This is a genomic window from Paraburkholderia sp. (assembly GCF_050742655.1).
GTDB lineage: Bacteria > Pseudomonadota > Gammaproteobacteria > Burkholderiales > Burkholderiaceae > Paraburkholderia.
Window position 1 is genome coordinate 236782 of the sequence record NZ_JBOIGG010000004.1, and the last position, 21624, is coordinate 258405.

Consider the following 21624-nt stretch of genomic DNA (forward strand, 5'->3'; position numbering starts at 1 on the left):
GGGCGGTCAGCGCTTTGTCGGAGGGGCGTCGGGAGCGTTGTTGTTATCGTCGGCAGGCGGCTCATCGTCGCGCGTTGACTCCGCTTCACGGGATGCGATGCCGAGCCGGCGGCGGCGTGCCTCAGCCGCATCGATCTGCGCCTGCACCTCGGCGCTGACGCTTGCGGTGTTCTTCGGGCCGTCGCCCTGCGCGGCGAGTGCTTCCTTTTTCTGACGTGCACGGTCGAGCGCAGCCTGGATGATCGCGCGTTTTTTGGCTTCGGCGTCATCGGTGGCCGCCGCAGGTTGCGGTGCTCCGGGTGCGCTTGCGGGCGCATCGTCGGAAGCGGCTGCCGATGCAGCCGCCGAGCCCGCCGCTCCCGCTCGCCGCGCGGCTGCGCGCGCTTCGGCGGCTTCGCGCTCGCGTTCGAGGCGCGCGAGGCGCAGATCGTGCCGTTCGCGCGCGGCATCGGCCTGTTCCTGGGTCCATGCGTCCCAGCCGGTGAGGTCGCCCGTCACCGGAAGCATGTCGATGCAGTCGACCGGGCAGGGCGGCACGCACAGGTCGCAGCCGGTGCATAGCGATTCGACGACCGTGTGCATCTGTTTCGCGGCGCCGACGATCGCGTCGACGGGACAGGCCTGCGCGCACAGCGTGCAGCCGATGCAGATGTTCTCGTCGATGACGGCGCGCGGCCGCGGACGTTCGATGCCGTTGACGGGATTGATCGGGATGACCGGCCTGCCGAGCAGCGACGCGAGGCGTGCAACACCCTCGGCGCCGCCGGGCGGGCACTGGTTGTAGTTCGCGGTGCCCTCGGCGATTGCTTCGGCGTACGGACGGCAGGCGGCATAGCCGCACTTCGTGCATTGCGTCTGGGGCAGCAGATCTTCGATGCGGTCTGCGAGTGTTTTGGGATCTGTCACGGTGACGACGTCGTGGGCGGTCCGCAATGGCGCAGTGCGGCGTGCGGAGGGCCGTGCAGCGCGTTGCGCCGGGCGGCTCGAGAGCCGTTGCTGCGCGCCGTCGCGAGGCTTCGGCCAAATGGCGATTATCGCCGATTTCCCCGATTGCCATCGCCAAACCATGTGCCATAATCGAAGCGCTTTTTCGAAAGACCGCAGGAGGGTGTCCCCCAACCATGGCGCGCCCGTACAGTGCTGTCGGTGCAAGGCCCGAGGAGAGGCCGGCGGCGCGATCCGGAAACGCGGCTCACGAAGCACATGCCACCATGAATCAGCCGAAAATCAAAAGAGATCCTGAAGGCACACGGCGCCGCATCCTGCTCGCGGCCGCCGAAGAGTTTGCAAGCGGTGGGTTGTTCGGCGCGCGTGTCGACCAGATTGCGCGCCGTGCGGAGACGAACGAACGCATGCTCTACTACTACTTCGGTAGCAAGGAGCAGCTTTTCACGGCAGTACTCGAGCACGCATTCGCCGCGCTCACCGAGGCCGAGCGCACGCTCGACCTGAACGGCGTCGCGCCGGTCGAAGCGGTGACGCGGCTTGCGCATTTCGTGTGGGACTACTATCGGGATAATCCCGAACTGCTGCGCCTCGTGAACAACGAGAACCTGCACGAAGCGCGCTACATGCGCAAATCCACGCGGATCCGCGAGATGATTTCGCCGATCGTCGCGACGCTCGGCAGCATCCTCGAGCGCGGGCAGCGCGCGGGGCTGTTCCGCTCGAACGTGGACCCGTTGCGCTTCTATATGACGCTGTCGGGGATGGGCTACTACATCGTGTCGAACCGCTTTACGCTCGAAGCAACGCTCGGCCGCGATTTCAGCACGACCGCCGAGCGCGCGGAGATCGTGCAGATGAATACCGAAATCCTGCTCGCGTATCTGCTACGTCGCTGACGGGTACTTTATCCACGCGATGGCTCAATAAAAAACGGCGCCCAATGGGCGCCGTTCTCATGTGCCGGTGCGTGAAGCCGCAGGTTCAGGCCTCGGCCTTTTCCTTTTCCGTCTTCGCGGACCGGTTGCTCTTGTTGTGCGTGAGAATGAAATCGCGCAGTTGCGGATAAATGATCGTGCGCCACCGGCGACCCGAGAAAATGCCGTAGTGGCCGCATTTTTCGGCGGTGAAGTGCTGCTTGTTCTTCGCCGGGATACCGCTGCACAGGTCCTGCGCGGCGCGCGTCTGGCCGCTGCCGGAGATGTCGTCGAGTTCGCCTTCGATCGTGAAGAGCGCGGTCTTCTTGATGTCCTCGGGCCGCACGAGCTCGCCCGCGACTTCCCACGTGCCTTCGGCAAGGCGGAATTCCTGGAACACGACGCGGATGGTCTCCAGATAGTATTCGGCAGCCATGTCGAGCACCGCGTTGTACTCGTCGTAGAAGCGACGGTGCGCTTCGGCGTCTTCCTCGTCGCCGCGCAGCAGGCTCTGGTAGTAGTCCCAGTGCGCGGCCGTGTGACGCTCCGGATTCATCGCGACGAAGCCGGTGTGCTGAAGGAAGCCCGGATAGACCTTGCGGCCCACACCCGGATAGTTCGGCGGCACCGTGAAGATCACGTTGTTCTCGAACCATTCGAACGAGCGCTGCGTAGCAAGCGAGTTCACCGAGGTCGGGCTCTTGCGGGCGTCGATCGGGCCACCCATCATCGTCATCGTGCGCGGCGTGTCCTCGCCACGGCTCGCCATCAGCGAGATCGCCGCGAGCACCGGCACCGTGGGCTGGCACACCGAGATGACGTGCAGATCCTTCGCGCCGATGTGACGGATGAATTCCTGGATATAGCCGACGTAGTCGTCGAGGTCGAACGTGCCGTCTTCGAGCGGCACCATCCGTGCGTCGATCCAGTCCGTGAGGTAGACTTTGTGATCCTGCAGCAGCGTGCGTACCGTGTCGCGCAGCAACGTGGCGTGATGGCCGGACAGCGGCGCGCACACCAGCACGACGGGTTCGTCTTTCAACTGCGTAACCGCGTCGCTGTCGTCGGCGTAGCGCTTGAAGCGCAGCAGCCGGCAGAAGGGCTTTTCGATGATCGTCTGTTCGACGATCGGAATGTTGTGCCCATCCTTGACGATCTGGTGCAGGTTGAATTCGGGTTTTTCGTAGTCTTTGCCGAGCCGGTATAGCAGTTCATAGCCGGCGGACAGGCGGGTGGCCCCAGGTACGTAGGCGAGCGGGCTGGCCGGATTCGCAAACGACTTCGATGCGGCCTGGGCCCAGGCGGTAAGCGGGCTTAACAGCGCTCGCTGGAATTCGTGCAGCTGATAGAGCATGAAGGCTCCGGCTTTGAAATGGTTCGCGTGACGCGCGTAGCGTTGGGGCGGGCCGTATTGGTTGACGACAGTTGGTTATCGGCCGTTATGCTCCAAAGATGATATCGGAGCACGCCGGCTTGTGCAATGCAACAATTGTCAGATCGGCTGCGGCAACCGGCGCCCGCGCTTTGCGATCGCCTCAGCCGCCCGCGCCGTTGTGCCCATTGTGCGCCGGCTGGCCGGCCGCCTGCGCGATCTCCTGCTCGTGTTTCATCAGGTTTAACCCGGTGTGCACCAGCGCGACGTGCGAGAACGCCTGCGGGAAATTACCGACGAGCCGTCCCGCCGCCGGATCGTACTCCTCCGCGAGCAGGCCGACATCGTTCGCGAGTGCGAGCAGCCGCTCGTACATCGCGTGCGCCTCGGCCACGCGGCCTTGCAGCGCGAGATTGTCGACCATCCAGAAACTGCACGCTAGGAACGTGCCTTCGCCGGGCGGCAGGCCGTCGTCGACCTCGGTTGTCCGGTAGCGCATCACGAAGCCGTCGTGCATCAGCGTCTTCTCGATCGCCGCGACGGTGCCCGCGATGCGCGGATCCGACGGCGGCAGGAAGCCGACCAGTGGCATCAGCAGCGTGCTCGCGTCGAGGTCGTCGCTGCCGTACACCTGTGTGAACGTGTTGAGCGCCGGGTTCCAGCTTTTCGCGCAGACGTCGGCGTGAATCCGGTCGCGCACCTCGCGCCAGTGATCGAGCGGTGCAGGCAGATCGAAAGTTTCGGCCGACTTGATCGCGCGATCGAACGCGACCCACGCCATCACCTTCGAAAACGTAAAGTGCTGGCGTCCACCGCGTGTTTCCCAGATGCCTTCGTCGGGTTCTTCCCAGATCGTCTCGAGGTGCTTGAGCATCGTGCACTGCACCGTCCACGCGGTTTCGTCCGCCTGCAGCCCGCCGACCCGCGCGAGGTGCAGCGCGTTCATCACTTCGCCGTAGACGTCGAGCTGCAGTTGCCCGACCGCGTTATTGCCGACCCGCACCGGCTTCGCGCCTTCATAGCCGGGCAGCCAGTCGATCTCGAACTCGGGCAGCCGGCGCTCGCCGGCGATGCCGTACATGATCTGCAGCTGTTCCGGCGAACCCGCCATCACGCGACCGAGCCACGTGCGCCATGCGCGCGCCTCGTCGTAGTAGCCGCAGCGCATCAGCGCGAGCAGCGTGATCGTCGCGTCGCGCAGCCAGCAGTAGCGGTAGTCCCAGTTGCGCGTGCCGCCGAGCTGCTCGGGCAGTGATGTGGTCGGCGCTGCGACGACACCGCCGGTCGGTTCGTACGCAAGCGCCTTCAGCGTGATCAGCGAGCGGCGGATCGGCTCGGCCCAGCGTCCTTCGATCGTGCTGCGCGCCGACCATTCGAGCCAGTGATTCTCGGTGCGTGCGAGCGCGGTGTGCGGATCGCGCGCGGGCGGCGCACGCAGATGCGACGCCGAGTACGCGAGCGAGAACGGTACACGCTCGCCCTCCGACACAGTGAACTCGGCGAGCGTGCGCATGTTCTCGCCGCGCAGATCGACCGGCGTGCGCAGCACCGCGGTGTCGGGGCCGACGATCGCCTGCACGCCGCTGTCGTTCGGTAGGCGGCTCACCCAGGGGATCGAGAAGCCGTAGTCGAAACGCAGCACCAGTTCCATCTTCATCCGGACCGTGCCGCGCCGCCCGACGACGATCCGCACGAGTTCCGACCACCCGTTGCCGGGCGGCATGAAGTCGATCACGGTGACCGCGCCTTCCGGCGTTTCGAAATCGGTCTCGAGGATCAGCGTTTCGCCGCGATAGCGACGTGTGATCGAAGGCGCTTCGTCGCTGACCGGCGCGAGCAGCCAGCGACCGTTGTCCTCGGTGCCGAGCAGCGCCGCGAAGCAGGCGCCGGAATCGAAGCGCGGCCAGCACAGCCAGTCGACCGAGCCGTCGCGGGAGATCAGCGCGGCTGTGTGGCCGTCGCCGACGAGTGCGTAATCTTCAATGCGTGAGGGCATGGTTCAGCGGCGAGGCCGCGGGTAAAAAGTGCGCGCGGTGCGCGAGCCGGACGGTGCCGGATGTTATTCAAAGGTCATGACGAACACTTTGGTTACCGGGACCCGAAGATCGCGTTCCGGTTCAGTGCGGCGTCTCGCCGCGGCGCGTGAATGCGGCCTTGGCATTCCGCGTGCGCGCTGCCTACAATCAATTCTTCCGGGACCCGCGTACCGTTCGCGTCGCAGTCTCCCGTGTCTCTGTTCCGTCGTCGTATCGTCCGTTGCCGTTTCGAGGATCGAGCCATGCTGAACCCGACGAAATCCGATTGCGTCACGATTCTTTCCGCTGCCAGCCAGCTGACCGATGACGCATTATTGCCGCTCGATCCCAATCGGCTCGGCCTGTCCCGCAACGGGATGGAAACGGCGGCCGCGTTTCTGATCGAGCGCGCGTGCTTCAAGCGTCATGCGGACGGCGGTGGTCATTATGCCGTCGGCTGTCTGTCGCTGCAGGGACGGCTGCGGCTCGACCAGTTGTCGAACGGCTGAACAGGGCGGCGTTAGTTCTTGCCGTTCTTCCATACCCGTCGCGGGTCGGATCGCCCGCATCCGTGCTCCCACGGCTGCCCGTCCCGGCGCAGCCCTTGTTCCTTCCGCGTCGAAGTCGCGTCGCAGCGCATCCGCTGCGCACGGGCGCGCATGCGTATGCGCACGTGCCCATGCCCATGCAGCACAAAGCCCGTCACAGATGCAGATGCGACGCGCTCACGCCGAAGATGCCGATCGCCCCGATGATGATCAGATACAGCGCGACGATGGTACTGAGCAGACGCGGCATGATGAGGATCAGGATGCCTGCGATCAGCGAGACGACTGGACCGAGACTGAGCGTGACGTTCATGGAGACTCCGTGGGTTGAACTGCGGTGAGGCGGGGCGTGTCGTACAGGAGACGCGAGCACGGTATGCATAGCCGTCCCTCGTAACGCTTTTATACTGCACCCGACAACAGTCCCGCCGCTTCGAAACATACGCAGCCGGACGACAACAGCAGCGCGGCAGACCAACGACGCAACCAACAATCCGAAAAACCCGCCGTTCAGGAGGTCGTCATGCATCGCACTAACCGGGTAGTAGCAAAGATCGCGCCGCTGCCTTGCAGAAAGGCGGGATCCGCCCGCTCGATAATAAAAGGTTTTGTCCTCATGGCCTCGATCGTCGCTTCCCAAGCCGCTTCCCAGGCGTTCGCCCAAACGCAGACGCCGGCCGCCGTTCCCGCGGATGGCGTCTACGACATGCTCGTCGGCACGTACACCGGCGGCAAGAGCGAAGGCATCTACGTGTACCGCTTCGACACGAAAACCGGCGACGCGACGCGGGTCTCGTCGACACGCACCGTGAATCCGTCGTACCTCGTCGTGAGCAGCGACCGCCGCCACGTGTACACGGTGAACGAGCTGCCCGGCGATAACGGCCCGGCGACGCAGCGTGGCGGCATCAGCGCATTCGGCTTCGATCCGCAGAGCGGCCAGCTGACGTTCCTGAACAAGGTCTCGTCGGAAGGGAACGATCCGTGCTATCTGAGCCTGTCGCCGGACGGCAAATATCTGCTGACCGCGAACTACTCGGTCGCGGCCGATCCGGGCGGCAGCTTCGCGGTGTTCCCGCTACAAGCTGACGGCCAGGTCGGTGCGGCCGTGCTGAGCGTGCATCACGAAGGGGGTGGTCCCGTGAAGGGACGTCAGGACAACTCGCACGTGCATTCCACCGTGTTCTCCCCGGACGGCCACTATCTGTTCACGCAGGACCTCGGCGCCGACAAGCTCTATTCGTATCGCTACACGCCCGACGGCAGCCGCGGCCTGTTCGGTCCGACGGAAGTGCGCTACACCGACGTGAAGGCGGGCAGCGGTCCGCGTCATCTGATATTCGGCACCGATGGCCGGCATGCGTACCTGACGAGCGAACTCGCGGCGACCGTCAGCGTGTTCGATTACGCCGACGGCCGGTTGAAGCTCGCGCAGGTGCTGCCGCTGGCGGCACCGGGCTTCAAGGGCGCGGTCGGTGCCGCGGCGATCCATCTGTCGCCGGACGGCCGCTTCCTGTACGCGAGCAATCGCGGCGACGCGAATGAAATCGTCATCTACGCGGTCGATGCGTCGAACGGCCATCTGAAACTGGTCGGACGCCAGTCGAGTCTCGGCAAATCGCCGCGCGAGTTCACGATCGATCCGACCGGGCAATGGCTGATCGTCGGCAACCAGAACAGCGACACTGCTTATGTGTTCCGGCGCGATGTGCAGACTGGTCTGCTCGAACCGAATCCGAAGCGGCTCGAGATCGGTTCGCCGGTCGACTTCAAGCTCGTGTCGCCGTCGTGATCAGGCAGGCGGCGGGTTGATAGCCCGCCGTCAACTGCGCTTATTCAGCAGGACCGGGCGCCAGCACTTCACGGCTGCCGTTGATACCCATCGACGACACCAGCCCTGCAGCTTCCATCTGTTCGACGAGCCGGGCAGCACGGTTGTAGCCGATGCGCAGCTGCCGCTGCACCGACGAGATCGACGCGCGCCGCGTACGCACGACGAACGCGACCGCTTCGTCGTAGAGCGGATCGGCTTCCGCATCCGGTGTGTCGCCGAACAGGTCCTGCGTCGCGCCTTCGGTAGCCGGACCGTCGAGGATGCCTTCTTCGTACTGCGGCTCGCCGAACTGCTTCAGATGCTCGACGATGCGATGCACTTCCTCGTCGGCAACAAACGCGCCGTGTATGCGCTGCGGGTAGCCGGTGCCCGGCGGCAGGAACAGCATGTCGCCCTGGCCGAGCAGCGACTCCGCGCCCATCTGGTCGAGGATCGTGCGCGAGTCGATTTTCGACGATACCTGGAACGCGACGCGCGTCGGAATGTTTGCTTTGATCAAGCCGGTGATCACGTCGACCGACGGACGCTGCGTCGCGAGAATCAGATGGATGCCGGCCGCGCGTGCTTTCTGCGCGAGCCGCGCGATCAGCTCTTCAATCTTTTTGCCCGCGACCATCATCAGGTCGGCGAGCTCGTCGATCACGACGACGATCAGCGGCAGCTTCGCGAGCGGCTCGGGTGCGTCGGGCGTCAGCGAGAACGGATTGCCGAGTTTCTTGCCGGCGGCATCCGCGTCGCGAATTTTCTGGTTGAAGCCCGCGAGATTGCGCACGCCGACCGCCGACATCAGCCGGTAGCGCTTTTCCATTTCGCCGACGCACCAGTTCAACGCGTTCGCGGCGAGCTTCATGTCGGTGACGACCGGCGCGAGCAGATGCGGGATGCCTTCGTACACCGACAGCTCCAGCATCTTCGGATCGATCATGATGAGGCGCACGTCCTCGGGCGTCGCCTTGTAGAGCAGCGACACGATCATCGCGTTGATCGCGACCGACTTGCCCGAGCCCGTCGTGCCCGCGACGAGCATGTGCGGCGCCTTCGCGAGATCGGTGACGATCGGGTGGCCGGTGATGTCCTTGCCCATCGCGAGTGTCAGGTGCGAGTGCGACTGCCGGTAGACGCCGGCTTCGAGAATCTCCGCCAGGCGGATCGTCTGGCGTTTCGCGTTCGGCAGTTCGAGGCCCATGCAGGTCTTGCCGGGAATCGTCTCGACGACGCGGATCGACGTGAGCCCGAGGCCGCGCGACAGATCCTTCATCAGACCGACGATCTGGCTACCGCGCACGCCGAGCGCGGGCTCGACCTCGAAGCGCGTGATCACCGGTCCCGCCGATGCGCCGACCACCGTCACCGGCACCTTGAATTCCTGCAGACGCTGTTCGATCAGCGCGCCGGTTTCGGCGAGCCGTTCTTCGGAAACTGGCTCGACGTCGGTCGATGCGCGCTCGAGCAGATCGAGCGAAGGCAGTTCGACCGACGACGCGGCCGGCGCGTGAAACTCGAAGCTGGTCGGCGAGTGGCCGAGCGGCGGGCGGGCGACGAGGTCGGCGGAAGGGGCGGTGGGCTCGGTGTTACCGGTCGATGCGGCCTGGTCCGGTGCTGCTGCTTCATCGTCGATGGGCGGCAGGCCGGGGAAGCGGACAACGTTCGATGGGGGTTGTGGCGCGGCGGGTGGCATTTGCCAGGGCGGCACGGAAAGTGGGGGTGCCGGGACCGGTTGCGCGGCAGTTGCTGCTGACGTCGCATCCAGTACCGCCGCTAGTACGAGAGCCGGTTCGGTTGGTTGTAACGGCTTCAGCGGTGTGGTTGCGGGTTCGGCTTCGCGAGCGACGCGGTGCTCGACAAGGTCGGTATCGGACGGCAATGCGTGAGATTGCGTGACGGACACATCGTTCGGCTCCGATTCTTCAGCCGATGAGTCGACGTACGACGGCGTAATCGCTTGAGTCGCGGAAGGCATCATTGCCGCGGCGTGAGCCACATCGGCCATCGTCGCAATAGACGACGCGACCGCTGCCGTCGCCGCAATCGACACAACTGGGTTCGACACGGCGACATGAACATCGTGCGGTAGGATGCTCGCATCCGATGCGGCAAATACATTCTGTGCGCTGAAGGTCGGCGTCGCTGCGTTCGGAACCGTGGCCGATCGCGCGGCAACCTCCGGCGCGTCCGCTGCACCATGTGCATCGGCGTTTGAAGAAGCAATATCGCCAGCGATGGCAACGACCGGCACAGCCGCACCGGACACGACCTCGCTCGCCGCACCATCCGCATCGCGTGATGGCGCCGCATCCACGGCACGTCCTTCGACGACGTCCGTCTGCTCGTACGATCCACCCTGATCCGCATGACGTCGCGCGAGGCTCGCTCCTGCGAGCGTGGTCCAGCGCGCGGTGTTTTCTTCGATGCTGCGCAAGGTTTCCTGCACACTCGGCGGCGGCGCGACGCGCGCCGCGGTCGATGCCGGCGCGGCGGTCCGTGTGAACGCGGGTGCGCGTGTCGTCTGCGGCGGCTCGCCGGCGGGGCCGATACCGGCTGTGGGACGCTGCGGCGTCTGCGGCGACATGCGCGGCAGTGACGGCGAGGAGGTCTCGCGTGCAGTGCCGGCAACGGCTCCCAGCGGCGGACGGCTGATGCGCTGTCCCTGCGACGGTATCGACTGCGAAGACTGAGACAACGGTCGCGTTGGTGTTGCGAGCGGCGCAGGCGTCGTCGTTCGCACCGTCGACGGCACGGCTTGCGCTGCGCGTGCGGCCGCGCTGCCGACACCAGCGACCCCGCCGATTCCACCCACCTTCGTCGCAGCCCGCGCAACCTTGCCCGGGTCGCGTAACCATCCGGCGGGCGCAACCGGCTCCGTCGGCGTCCATGCACGATCCGCCGCCTGTGATGCGGGAAGCGAAGACGACGTGGACGAAGACGACGATAAGGAAGACCGCACGGTCCCCGGCACCGTAGCCCCACGCAACACACGTGTACCTGCCTTGGCGCTCACGGTTGTTCCCGACGCCGAACGCGCCGTATCGCGAGCAGTCACAGGCGGCCGCCACGCGGTGGGCCGTGCATAGCGGCCCTGCGATTTCGGCGCCATCGTATTGACGGTGTTCGTGACCGGCGCGGCCGGCAGGCCTTCGTCGGCACCGCGCCGGTTGCGCGGTTCGTCGCCGTCGCGTCGTGGGTTACCTGCGCCGGCGCGGCCGAAGCCGAGTCCGAACGCCGAGTCAGCCCACGCGGCGACCGAGCTCCACCGAAAACCGAGCAGCCACGGCACGCTCACGAGCCACAGCGCGAACATCGCGAGCGGCGTGCCGATGCGGCCGAGCAGATGGCCGAACCCAGCGGCGAGCGCGTGTCCCAATCCGTCGACGCCGGCGATGCCGATCATATCGACCAACGACGCCTCGAGCGTGCAGCTCCCGACGAGCACGCACACGAAGCCGAGCCACAGCCGGATCGTGCCGGGTCCGCGCAGCCCGACGCCGCCAGGCAGCACCGCTTTCGCGAGACGCCAGATCAAGGGAAGGAACCAGACGGCCGATACGCCGAACCAGCCGAAAACTACCGTGTGCATACTAGACATCAACGAATGGCGGACGCGCGGATGCGCAACCCGTCGAGTTTAAACCGGCGAAGCGACCTGCTTCGATGACACGCGCCGTCATATCTGCGCCGACCGCGCGCAGCAAGCGATGAAAAGCGATGAACGCGACGAACAAGGAGAATGAATAACCGGAGCGACGATGCCGCACGCCGGTCACTGCCCGCTGCGCGAAAAGCGCAACGCGTCACCGTTCTCGAGCGTCAGCTGGAGTTCCTGCGGCGTGCGCATCTGGACACCGGTGCGCGCGATGTGCTCGAGCGCGTCGAGGTACGCGGGCTCCAGTTGACCGCCCGGCGTATGGCATGCCATACGCGTGCCGGCGAGCAGCCCGAACGACAGCTTGCCGTCCTTCAGCGTGTAAGTGCCCATATAGCGGTTGCAGCCCGAGAAACCGTTCGCGCGCCGCTGGCCGGTTGCGGTCGACAGCACCAGTGTGATCGGCTTGTCGCTATCCGCGTGCGGTATGTCGCGCGGTGTGCCGTCCGCCTGGGTCCACGCGGCCAGTTGCCAGCTCGTGTCGTCGAGCAGCTGGGTCGCCGCCGGATTGAACGGATCGGGCTGGGGAGCGGACGCGTCGGTGTGAACCGGCAGCGAACATCCGGCGAGCAGCACGGCAACGGTCAGCGCGGCGAGCGGCGCAATGGAGCGCACGATCCGCGCGGAAGACGTTGAGGGCATGGCGTCGTTCCTCTTCAAACTGGCGAAGGCGTAAGGGTAACGCACTCCGCGTCCCGCACGCGAGCGCCGCCGTCGCGCATCGGCTATCGCGTGCTGTGGCCGCACGCACCAACCGGGCACTCATCAAGCACAAACCGCCCGTCGAACGGTGCCGCAGCGTGCGGTACCCCCGTGTTAACATTGCCAACTGAGATTGTCGACTGAGATGGCTGACCGACTACCCTCTCTTTAATCCCACCCGACTTGATTTTTCTGGAGACCTCATGCAGATCGGCCAACGGATCGGCACCCCGCTTTCGGCGTCGGCGACGCGCGTCATGCTGCTCGGCGCGGGCGAACTCGGCAAGGAAGTGATCGTCGCGCTGCAACGGCTCGGCGTCGAGGCGATCGCGGTCGACCGTTATCCGGATGCACCGGGCCACCAGGTCGCGCATCGCGCGCACGTGATCGACATGACCGACGCCGCCGCGCTGCGCGCGCTCGTCGAGGCCGAACGGCCGCATCTGATCGTGCCGGAGATCGAGGCGATCGCCACCGACGCGCTCGCCGCGATCGAAGCCGACGGCCTCGCCGAAGTCATCCCGACCGCGCGCGCGACGCAACTGACGATGAACCGCGAAGGCATCCGCCGCCTCGCCGCCGAAGAACTCGGTCTGCCGACGTCGCCGTACGCGTTCGCCGATTCACTCGACGAACTGCGCGCGGGCATCGCGAAAGTCGGTTATCCGTGCGTCGTGAAGCCGGTGATGTCGTCGTCGGGCAAGGGGCAGTCGGTGCTGAAGAGCGACGCCGACGTCGAGCCCGCATGGCAGTACGCGATGGCGGGCGGTCGCGTGAATCGCGGCCGCGTGATCGTCGAAGGCTTCATCGATTTCGAATACGAGATTACACAGCTGACCGTGCGCGCGATCGATCCCGCAACCGGCGAGATTGCCACGTATTTCTGCGATCCGATCGGCCACGTGCAGGTGGCGGGCGACTACGTCGAATCGTGGCAGCCGCAGCCGATGAGCGCGCTCGCGCTCGAACGCGCGCGCGATGTCGCGCACAAATCGACCGCGGCGTTGGGCGGGCGCGGCCTCTTCGGCGTGGAACTTTTCGTGCGCGGCGATGACGTATGGTTTTCGGAGGTCAGTCCGCGTCCGCACGATACGGGCCTCGTCACGCTGTGCACGCAGCGGCTGTCCGAGTTCGAGCTGCATGCGCGCGCGATCCTCGGGCTGCCTGTGGATACGTCGATGCGTACGCCCGGCGCGTCAGCGGTGATCTACGGCGGGCTCGACGAAGCGGGCATCGCGTTCGAAGGCGTCGCACAGGCGCTCGCCGTGCCGGGCTCCGATCTGCGGCTGTTCGGCAAGCCGGAGAGCTTCGTCAAACGCCGGATGGGCGTCGCGCTGGCGAGCGGCACGAGCGTCGACGAAGCGCGTGCACGCGCGAAGCAGGCTGCCGCGGCAGTGCGGCCGGTGTCGGCTGGCTGAATGGCAGGGTTGTACAGAAGCAGGATCGATTGAGAAAGTGAGCAGGTACACGCGGCCCGCGCGTCGTTGTGCGGACGCAGAGAGGCAATCATGAAGCAGCAGCGGCAGGTATCGATGCATTCCGGCACGCGCGGCCACGCGGGCCGATGGGGCATGCGCGCGATGTCCGTCGCGACGCTCGCCGTGCTGGTCGTCGCGCTGGGCGGCTGCGGGCTCGCTGCCGCGCCGTGTCGTGTCGCGTCGGCGGGACTGAAGATCGTGCCGCTCGTGGGCCACGTCGCCGCGGCGCCGACCGATGCGTGCGCGGACGTGATCGATCCTTGATCGGTTCGTGAGCAACCCTTGAGCAACCCTCACGCAATTTCTATAACGCCCACGGAGCAGGAACAGCAATGACGAAACGGCAGGCAGCGGCCCGTGCGGCAATCGACGTAACGGACGTCATTCAGCGCAACACAGTGCGCTCGCTCGCAGCGGCGCTTGTCGTGTTCGTTACGGCCGCAACGGCCAGCAGCGCGTTCGCGGCGCCGCTGCATCTCGCGGACATCCAGACCAAAGGACGCCAGACCCAGCAGTACACCTGCGCAACCGGCAAGATCCTGCGCGTCACGTACTGGAACACCGCGAACGGACAGAGCTTCGCGCTCCTTCCGGTCGACGGGAAGACGCTGCTGTTCGTCAACACGCTGGCGGCGTCGGGGGCGAAGTACCAGGCGGGGAGCTACACGTGGTGGACCAAGGGGCCGCGCGCCGACCTGTACGACGCGACTGCCGGCGACAACGCGCCGCCGGTGCTGTCCGACTGCGTCACGCTCGTTCGCTAGCGCTCATCTTCCTTCCTTATCTCCCTTCATTACATCCGTTTGACAACCGCACACTGACGCGTCGCAAGCCGATGCGTCGGGCGTGCGCGCATACGTACATCTTTCCTTATCCGGGAGTAAGCTGTGTTCCGGCGCCGCGGGGCGCACGCGAAGCAGGGCATGCAACCCGGGGTTCGCGAGCCCGCTCCGCGCGACATCGCCCTCTGCGAATGTTCTTTCCCGGAACCCCTCGCGCAGGCACGCTGCCTGCGTCTGTCCGTCAAAGCGAGACTCTCCATGAAAGCATCGGATCTATTCGTCAAATCGCTGGAAGCCGAAGGTGTCGAGTACGTGTTCGGCATCCCCGGCGAAGAAAACCTCGACCTGCTCGAGTCGCTGCGGCGCTCGAAAATCAAACTGATCCTCACGCGACACGAGCAGGCGGCCGGCTTCATGGCGGCGACCTACGGCCGGCTCACCGGGCGCACCGGCGTCTGCCTGTCGACGCTCGGCCCCGGCGCGACGAATTTCGTGACTGCGGCCGCGTACGCGCAGCTGGGCGGCATGCCGATGCTGATGGTCACCGGCCAGAAGCCGATCAAGACCAGCAAGCAGGGGCACTTCCAGATCGTCGACGTCGTGCGGATGATGGAACCGCTCACCAAGTACACGCGGCAGATCGTATCGATCGGCAATATTCCGGCGTCGGTGCGCGAGGCGTTCCGTCAGGCGGAGGAAGAGCGGCCCGGTGCGGCGCACCTTGAACTGCCCGAAGACGTCGCGGACGAAGAGGGCGACGGCAAGCCGATTCCGAAGAGCTTCAGCCGCCGGCCCGTCGCCGAAGAGAAAGCGATTGCGCACGCGGTCGCGGCTATCGCCGGCGCGAAGCACCCGCTGCTGATGATCGGCGCAGGCGGCAACCGCAAGACCACGACGAAGATGCTGCGCGAATTCGTCGACCAGATCGGCATCCCGTTCTTCACGACGCAGATGGGCAAGGGCGTGATCGACGAGTCGCATCCGATGTGGCTCGGCAACGCGACGCTGTCGGACGGCGACTTCGTGCACCGCGCGATCGATCACGCGGACTGCATCATCAACGTCGGTCACGATGTGATCGAGAAGCCGCCGTTCTTCATGCGCGGCGCCGATGCGGGCGAGAAGACCGTGATCCACGTGAACTTCCTCGGTGCGGAAGTCGATCCGGTGTACTTCCCGCAGATCGAGGTGGTCGGCGATATCGCGAACGCCGTGTGGCAACTGAAGGAAAGCCTCAAAGGCCGTGAGACGCAATGGGACTTCACGCGCTTCATCGAGATCAAGCAGCACTTCGACGAACACCTCGCGAAGGGCAAGCACGACAGCCGCTTTCCGATGTACCCGGTGCGCATCGTCAACGACGTGTACGAGACGACGCCGGTCGACGGCATCGTCTGTCTCGACAACGGCATGTACAAGATCTGGTTCGCGCGCTACTACCGTGCGCACGAACCGAATTCGATCCTGCTCGACAACGCGCTCGCGTCGATGGGCGCGGGGCTGCCGTCCGCGATCGCGACGAAGATCGTGCATCCCGACCGCAAGGTGATCGCGGTGTGCGGCGACGGCGGCTTCATGATGAACTCGCAGGAACTCGAAACGGCGGTGCGGCTGAAGCTCGATCTGGTCGTGCTGATCGTGCGCGACGACGCATTCGGGATGATCCGCTGGAAGCAGGAGAACATGAATTTCCCGGACTACGGGATGACGCTGAACAATCCGGATTTCGTCGACTACGCGAATAGCTACGGCGCGCATGGTCATCGCGTGACGGCAGCCGATGAGTTCGCGCCGCTGCTGCGCGACTGCTACGCGACGCCGGGCGTGCACGTGATCGACGTGCCGATCGACTACTCGGACAACGAGCGCGTGCTGAACCGCGAGATCAAGCGGCTGAGCGCGCAGCTGTAGATGCCGTGCCGGACTCAATGAACTGAACGCATGGATTGCTATCCATCGCATCAAGGAGAACGTGTCATGTTGCAGAAAAGTTACCCGTACTACCTCGCGAACGAACCGGTCGCGGCGAACACCGATCTCGAAGTGACGGATAAATTCAGCGGCGAAGTTGCAACGCGCGTCGCGATGGCCGACGCGGTAGCCATCGACAAGGCGATCGGCGCCGCTGTGGATGCGATGCCCGCGATGCGCGCGTACCCGCCGTTCAAGCGCCAGGCGGTGCTCGATCACTGCGTGAAGCGCTTTCGCGAGCGCTACGACGAGCTGGCGATGGCGCTGTGCATCGAGGCCGGCAAGCCGATCAACGATTCGCGCGGCGAAGTGACGCGCCTCATCGATACCTTCAGGATCGCCGCGGAAGAGTCGGTGCGCATCGACGGCGAGATCATTAACCTCGAGATCTCGCCGCGTGCGAAGGGCTATCACGGCTACGTGAAGCGCGTGCCGATCGGGCCGTGCTCGTTCATCTCGCCATTCAATTTCCCGCTGAACCTGGCCGCGCACAAGGTCGCGCCGGCGCTGGCTGCGGGCGTGCCGTTCGTGCTGAAGCCGGCGAGCCGCACGCCGGTCGGTGCGCTGATCATCGGCGAAGTGCTCGCCGAAACCGATCTGCCGAAGGGCGCGTTCTCGGTGCTGCCCGCGCATCGCGACGGCGCGGACCTGTTCACGACCGACGAGCGCTTCAAGCTGCTGTCGTTCACTGGCTCGCCGGCGGTCGGCTGGGATCTGAAGAAGAAGGCTGGCAAGAAGAAGGTGATTCTCGAACTGGGCGGCAACGCTGCCGCGATCGTCGACGGCGACCAGGGCGGCAAGCTCGATTACGTCGTCGACCGGCTCGCGTTCGGTGCGTTCTACCAGTCGGGGCAGAGCTGCATCGGCGTGCAGCGCATCCTCGTGCATGCGTCGCTGTACGACGCGCTGCGCGAGAAGCTGATCGCGAAAACTAAGTCGTTGAAGATGGGCGACCCGAAGGACGAGCAGACCTTTGTCGGCCCGATGATCTCCGAATCGGAGTCGAACCGCCTCGCCGGCTGGATGGAGAGCGCGGTGCAGGCCGGCGCGAAGATAGTCGCAGGCGGCAAGGTGAATGGCGCGATGTTCGAGGCGACGCTGCTCGAAAACGTCGGGTGCAAGACCGATCTGTATCGCAAGGAAGCGTTCGGGCCGGTAGCGATTCTCGAACGCTTCAACGATTTCTCCGACGCGCTCGAAACCGTCAACGACAGCGACTTCGGCCTGCAGGCCGGCATATTCACCGATTCGCTCGCGCACGCGCACGAGGCGTGGGACACGCTGGACGTGGGCGGCGTCGTGATCAACGATGTGCCGTCGTTCCGCGTCGACAACATGCCGTACGGTGGCGTGAAGGACTCGGGGCTGGGCCGCGAAGGGGTGCGCTACGCAATCGAGGACATGACCGAGCTGCGGCTGATGGTGATGCGCGAAACCTGGTAAGCCCGATGGTGACTCAGTGATAACCCGTGGTATCCGGCGATAACCGCAAGGCGGCTCCGGCCGCCTTGCGGGCCCGTGTGGCGGGGTGGTTGCCCGCCACACGGGCGTTTGCATTGCGGTGCTACAATACCGGCCTTTCCGGCGGGTATTGGTATTGATTGGGTATTCCCCGCCGGCCGGAGCCGGCCGTCCCGCTGCCTGCAGTATCTCCGGTCCTCGCCCGCGTATCGGGTGCACATGAGTGCACGTCGCGGCGCAGGACCCCATGTAGGGCCGCGTTCGGTAGTCGTGGCTCCGCCTTCATCACAATGCCTCTGCGGCTTTCCGGCCGCTGCCGCGCGCACCGCGCGAGCGCATTTTTAGCGAAAGCCACCATGTCCGACACAGACGTCACGCCCAGCAACGCGACTTTCGACCAGTTTGGTCTATCCGCCGACATCCTGAAGGCGATCGCCGAGCAGGGCTACACGACGCCCACGCCGATCCAGGCCCAGGCCATTCCCGTCGTGCTGTCCGGGCGAGACGTGATGGGCGCCGCGCAGACCGGCACCGGCAAGACCGCGAGCTTCTCACTGCCGATCATCCAGCGGCTGCTGCCGCTCGCCAGCACCAGCGCGTCGCCGGCGCGCCACCCGGTGCGCGCGCTGATCCTCACGCCGACCCGCGAACTCGCCGACCAGGTGGCCGCCAACGTCGAGGCTTACGCGAAGCACACGTCGCTGCGCAGCGCGGTCGTGTTCGGCGGCGTCGACATGAATCCGCAGTCGGAAGCGCTGCGACGCGGCGTCGAGGTGCTGATCGCGACGCCGGGCCGGCTGCTCGATCACGTGCAACAGAAAACCGCGAATCTCAGCCAGGTGCAGATGCTGGTGCTCGACGAGGCCGACCGGATGCTCGACATGGGCTTCCTGCCCGACCTGCAGCGCATCCTGAACCTGCTGCCGAAAGAACGCCAGACGCTGCTGTTCTCCGCGACGTTCTCCGGCGAAATCAAGAAGCTCGCCGCGACCTACCTGCGCAATCCGCAGACCATCGAGGTCGCGCGCAGCAACTCCACCGCGACCAACGTCACGCAGACGGTCTACGAGGTTGCGGAAGGCGACAAGACCGGCGCGGTCGTGCAGCTGATCCGCGAGCGCAGCCTGAAACAGGTTCTGGTGTTCTGCAACAGCAAGATCGGCGCGAGCCGCCTTGCCCGTTCACTCGAAAAGAGCGGCGTGGTGGCGACGGCGATTCACGGCGACCGGACCCAGAACGAGCGGATGCAGGCGCTCGACGCGTTCAAGCGCGGCGAGATCGAAGCGCTGGTCGCGACCGACGTGGCCGCGCGCGGACTCGACATCGTCGAGCTGCCGACGGTGATCAACTTCGACCTGCCGTTCAACGCAGAAGATTACGTGCACCGGATCGGCCGTACCGGGCGCGCGGGTGCGTCGGGCGACGCGCTGTCGCTGTGCAGCCCGAACGAGCGCAAGCAGCTCGCGGACATCGAGAAGCTGATCAAGCGGCCGCTCGACGTGGCGCACCTGACCGTCGACGTACCGGTGCGGCATCACGAGGAGCGCGGCGCATCGGGCACCGGCCGCCGCGACGGGCGCGAGGGTCGTGAAGGACGCGACGACCGGTCGTCGCGCCGGCGCTCGGGCGGTTCGTCGTTCGATCGTCCGCATACGCATCGCCAGCAGCCGGTCGACGATTTCTTCCTGAAGCCGTACGAGCCGTCGCCGTCCGCCCGCAAGGCCGACGATGCAGCGGCCGAGTCGTCCGCTCCCACGCAGCAGAAGACCACGAAGCAGCCGCTCGCCGCGCTGCTCGGTGGGTTTGGGATGCCGCGGAAGTCTTCGTCTTGATGTGAAATTGCCGCCCACCCGGGCGGTGGTGTTCGATGGCGTTGGTGTGGCCGCTGCAATAGCGGCCAATGCGGCTACTCAGCCGTCCGAGCCCGCTGCCGGATCCTTCTGCATCTGCTTCCCGAAACGCCGTCCCCACGCAGCCGTAGCTGAGCGATAGAACGCGGTCAGCGGCGCATCGCCTTTTCCTTCCGTTTCAATACCTGTTTCCAGTCCGAGAAAACGCGCGGCGGCGCGCAGCGCGTCGAGCGGATGCGCTGCGTCGAGCGGCTTTGCGCCGGTCTGCTTGCTGAGCTTCTCGCCGTCGTCATTCGTGACGACCGGCACGTGCAGATACGTGGGCGTCGGTACGCCGAGGCAGCGCTGCAGATAGATCTGTCGAGCGGTCGAATCGAGCAGGTCGGCGCCACGCACGACGTGCGTGATGGCCGCCTCTGCATCGTCGACGACGACCGCCAGCTGATACGCCCACTGATGATCGGCACGGAGCAGCACGAAGTCGCCGACCTCGGTGGCGAGGTTCTGCGACTGCGGTCCCTGCCAGCGGTCGTCGAACGATACGATGGCCGCGTTAGTGTTTGCTTCGATGTCGGCGCTCTCGTCCGGCACTCGCAGACGCCATGCGCGTGCGGGCTTGCCGTGCAACCCTTCGCGGCAGGTGCCCGGGTACGCGAGCGTTGTATGGCGCGCGTGCTCGTGCAGCAGCGAATCGGCGATTTCCCTGCGCGTGCAGCCACACGGATAGACGAGGCCCGCCTGCTTCAACTGGTCGAACGCATGCGCGTACTGCTCGCTGCGTTCGCTTTGCCAGACGGGCGGTTCGTCGGCTTCCATGCCGATGCGGGCGAGTGTCGCGAGGATGTCCTCCGCCGCGCCCGGCACCGTGCGCGGCGCGTCGACGTCTTCGATGCGCACGAGCCACGTTCCGGCGTGCGCGCGCGCATCGAGCCAACTGGCGAGTGCACTGACGAGCGAGCCGAAATGCAGCGGTCCGGTGGGCGACGGCGCGAAGCGTCCGCGATACGGGGGCGTCATGGGTTCAACTGGTGTGGTGAATAGCAACGTTGGCAACGGCCACAACGGCGCCGGCCATCACGCGGCGCGCGCGGCGTCCCGATCGGGATGACACGCGGGACACGTCTTGCCCGGCACATACAGCGGCGACTGCTGCGCGGCGGGGTCGACCACCGCGCGGCAGCCGAAGCACTGGACGGTCGCAGTCGGTTCGAGCTCCGGGTTCAACGCGGTGCGATAGTCGAACACGAAGCACTCGCCGTGATAATGCGCGCCGCCTACTTCCTCGAAGTATTTGAGGATGCCGCCTTCGAGCTGGTAGACGTTCTCGATGCCGATTTCCTTCATGTGGATCGCCGCTTTTTCGCAGCGGATCCCACCGGTGCAGAACGACACGACCGTCTTGCCTTCGAGGTCTTCGCGATGCGCATCGATGACGGCCGGAAACTCGCTGAATTTTGTGATGCGGTAGTCGAGCGCGTCATCGAACGTACCAACGTCGATTTCGAATGCGTTGCGCGTATCGAGCATGACGACCGGCCGGCCCGCGTCGTCGTGACCGCGGTCGAGCCATGCTTTCAGCGTCGGCGCGTCGACGGACGGCGCGCGGCCCAGTTCGGGCCGGATCGCCGGTTTCTTCATCGTGATGATTTCGCGCTTGAGCTTGACGAGCATCCGGCGGAACGGCTGTTTGTCCGACAGGCTTTCCTTGAACTGCAGCGTGGCGAACTTGCCTTCGAACAGCGGGTCGTGGCGCAGGTAGTCGACGAACGCGTGCGCACCATCGGGCTCGCCCGCGACGAACAGGTTGATGCCTTCCGGCGCGAGCAGGATCGTGCCGCGCAGGCCAAGTGCCGCGCAGCGTTCGGCGACGAGCGGGCGCCAGGCGGCGGTCGCATCGAGGGTGACGAACTGATACGCGGCGAGATTGACGATACTCATGATGATCCGGCGATAGAGCGGCCGGCGGGCCATACGGATGCGCGCATAAACGAACACGCGCGCACGGGCGACGCCGGCGGAAAGATTTGAAACCGTATTATCGCTCAAGCGGCGCGCGGTCTGGACCTGGCCGGATGGCCGATGTCTGGGCGTAGCCGCATCGCAAACGCG

The 21624-nt window shown here is 65.6% G+C and carries 17 protein-coding genes; 9 read left to right on the plus strand and 8 right to left on the minus strand.

The features are described 5' to 3' along the window. Nucleotides 1-6: 6 nt before the first annotated feature. Nucleotides 7-906 (minus strand): electron transport complex subunit RsxB, encoded by a 900-nt coding sequence (rsxB, locus tag ACREXZ_RS08310; protein WP_431763573.1) that lies wholly within the window; start codon nucleotides 904-906, stop codon nucleotides 7-9. 305 nt (nucleotides 907-1211) lie between these two features. Between rsxB and ACREXZ_RS08315 the strand changes: the two genes are divergently transcribed. After that, nucleotides 1212-1844, plus strand: coding sequence for a TetR family transcriptional regulator (locus ACREXZ_RS08315; protein ID WP_431763574.1), 633 nt, complete (start codon nucleotides 1212-1214; stop codon nucleotides 1842-1844). Nucleotides 1845-1929: 85 nt separating this feature from the next. On the opposite strand, the gene ACREXZ_RS08320 is transcribed toward ACREXZ_RS08315, so the two are convergent. Together ACREXZ_RS08320 and ACREXZ_RS08325 are read right to left on the minus strand one after the other, a co-directional pair. Continuing rightward, nucleotides 1930-3216, minus strand: a complete 1287-nt coding sequence (locus ACREXZ_RS08320; RefSeq protein ID WP_431763575.1) for a polyhydroxyalkanoate depolymerase — start codon at nucleotides 3214-3216, stop codon at nucleotides 1930-1932. 181 nt (nucleotides 3217-3397) lie between these two features. Next, entirely contained in the window at nucleotides 3398-5230 is a 1833-nt protein-coding gene (locus tag ACREXZ_RS08325) for a glycoside hydrolase family 15 protein (RefSeq protein ID WP_431763576.1), read from the minus strand. Nucleotides 5231-5512: 282 nt separating this feature from the next. Here ACREXZ_RS08325 and ACREXZ_RS08330 point away from each other — a divergent pair, with 282 nt between their 5' ends. Next, nucleotides 5513-5758, plus strand: a complete 246-nt coding sequence (locus ACREXZ_RS08330) for a hypothetical protein (protein ID WP_431763577.1) — start codon at nucleotides 5513-5515, stop codon at nucleotides 5756-5758. Nucleotides 5759-5951: 193 nt separating this feature from the next. Here ACREXZ_RS08330 and ACREXZ_RS08335 read toward each other — a convergent pair whose 3' ends face one another. Then, nucleotides 5952-6110, minus strand: coding sequence for a DUF3096 domain-containing protein (locus ACREXZ_RS08335; RefSeq protein ID WP_431763578.1), 159 nt, complete (start codon nucleotides 6108-6110; stop codon nucleotides 5952-5954). A gap of 210 nt (nucleotides 6111-6320) precedes the next feature. On the opposite strand from ACREXZ_RS08335, the gene ACREXZ_RS08340 reads away from it, so the two are divergent. After that, on the plus strand, nucleotides 6321-7589 hold the full coding sequence (locus ACREXZ_RS08340) for a lactonase family protein (protein ID WP_431763579.1): 1269 nt from the start codon (nucleotides 6321-6323) through the stop codon (nucleotides 7587-7589). Nucleotides 7590-7629: 40 nt separating this feature from the next. Here the strand turns inward: ACREXZ_RS08340 and ACREXZ_RS08345 are convergent, their stop codons facing one another. Beyond that, nucleotides 7630-11205 carry a DNA translocase FtsK gene (locus ACREXZ_RS08345; protein ID WP_431763580.1) on the minus strand — a complete coding sequence of 1192 codons (3576 nt, stop codon included), beginning with the start codon at nucleotides 11203-11205 and terminating at the stop codon, nucleotides 7630-7632. 183 nt (nucleotides 11206-11388) lie between these two features. After that, nucleotides 11389-11913, minus strand: a complete 525-nt coding sequence (locus tag ACREXZ_RS08350; protein ID WP_431763581.1) for an META domain-containing protein — start codon at nucleotides 11911-11913, stop codon at nucleotides 11389-11391. A gap of 263 nt (nucleotides 11914-12176) precedes the next feature. Here ACREXZ_RS08350 and purT point away from each other — a divergent pair, with 263 nt between their 5' ends. The 6 genes from purT to ACREXZ_RS08380 all read left to right on the plus strand — a co-directional run bounded on the left by purT (nucleotide 12177) and on the right by ACREXZ_RS08380 (nucleotide 19497). Further along, nucleotides 12177-13391, plus strand: a complete 1215-nt coding sequence (gene purT, locus ACREXZ_RS08355; protein ID WP_431763582.1) for a formate-dependent phosphoribosylglycinamide formyltransferase — start codon at nucleotides 12177-12179, stop codon at nucleotides 13389-13391. A 153-nt stretch (nucleotides 13392-13544) separates the two neighbouring features. Continuing rightward, nucleotides 13545-13715: a DUF6726 family protein gene (locus ACREXZ_RS08360; RefSeq protein ID WP_431763683.1), complete on the plus strand. Its 171-nt coding sequence runs from the start codon at nucleotides 13545-13547 to the stop codon at nucleotides 13713-13715. 68 nt (nucleotides 13716-13783) lie between these two features. Continuing rightward, complete coding sequence (locus tag ACREXZ_RS08365) at nucleotides 13784-14215, plus strand: MliC family protein (RefSeq protein ID WP_431763583.1); 432 nt, start codon at nucleotides 13784-13786, stop codon at nucleotides 14213-14215. Between the two features lie 276 nt (nucleotides 14216-14491). Next, the gene (locus tag ACREXZ_RS08370; protein ID WP_431763584.1) at nucleotides 14492-16144 is read left to right on the plus strand and encodes an acetolactate synthase large subunit; all 1653 of its coding nucleotides are present in this window, start codon (nucleotides 14492-14494) and stop codon (nucleotides 16142-16144) included. Between the two features lie 66 nt (nucleotides 16145-16210). Continuing rightward, entirely contained in the window at nucleotides 16211-17647 is a 1437-nt protein-coding gene (locus ACREXZ_RS08375) for an aldehyde dehydrogenase family protein (RefSeq protein ID WP_431763585.1), read from the plus strand. A 374-nt stretch (nucleotides 17648-18021) separates the two neighbouring features. Beyond that, a complete protein-coding gene (locus tag ACREXZ_RS08380; RefSeq protein WP_431763586.1) occupies nucleotides 18022-19497 on the plus strand; it encodes a DEAD/DEAH box helicase in 1476 nt (491 codons plus the stop codon). Nucleotides 19498-19575: 78 nt separating this feature from the next. On the opposite strand, the gene gluQRS is transcribed toward ACREXZ_RS08380, so the two are convergent. Then, entirely contained in the window at nucleotides 19576-20532 is a 957-nt protein-coding gene (gene gluQRS, locus ACREXZ_RS08385) for a tRNA glutamyl-Q(34) synthetase GluQRS (protein ID WP_431763587.1), read from the minus strand. A 57-nt stretch (nucleotides 20533-20589) separates the two neighbouring features. Then, a complete protein-coding gene (locus tag ACREXZ_RS08390; protein ID WP_431763684.1) occupies nucleotides 20590-21453 on the minus strand; it encodes a sulfurtransferase in 864 nt (287 codons plus the stop codon). Between the last annotated feature and the right edge of the window lie 171 nt (nucleotides 21454-21624).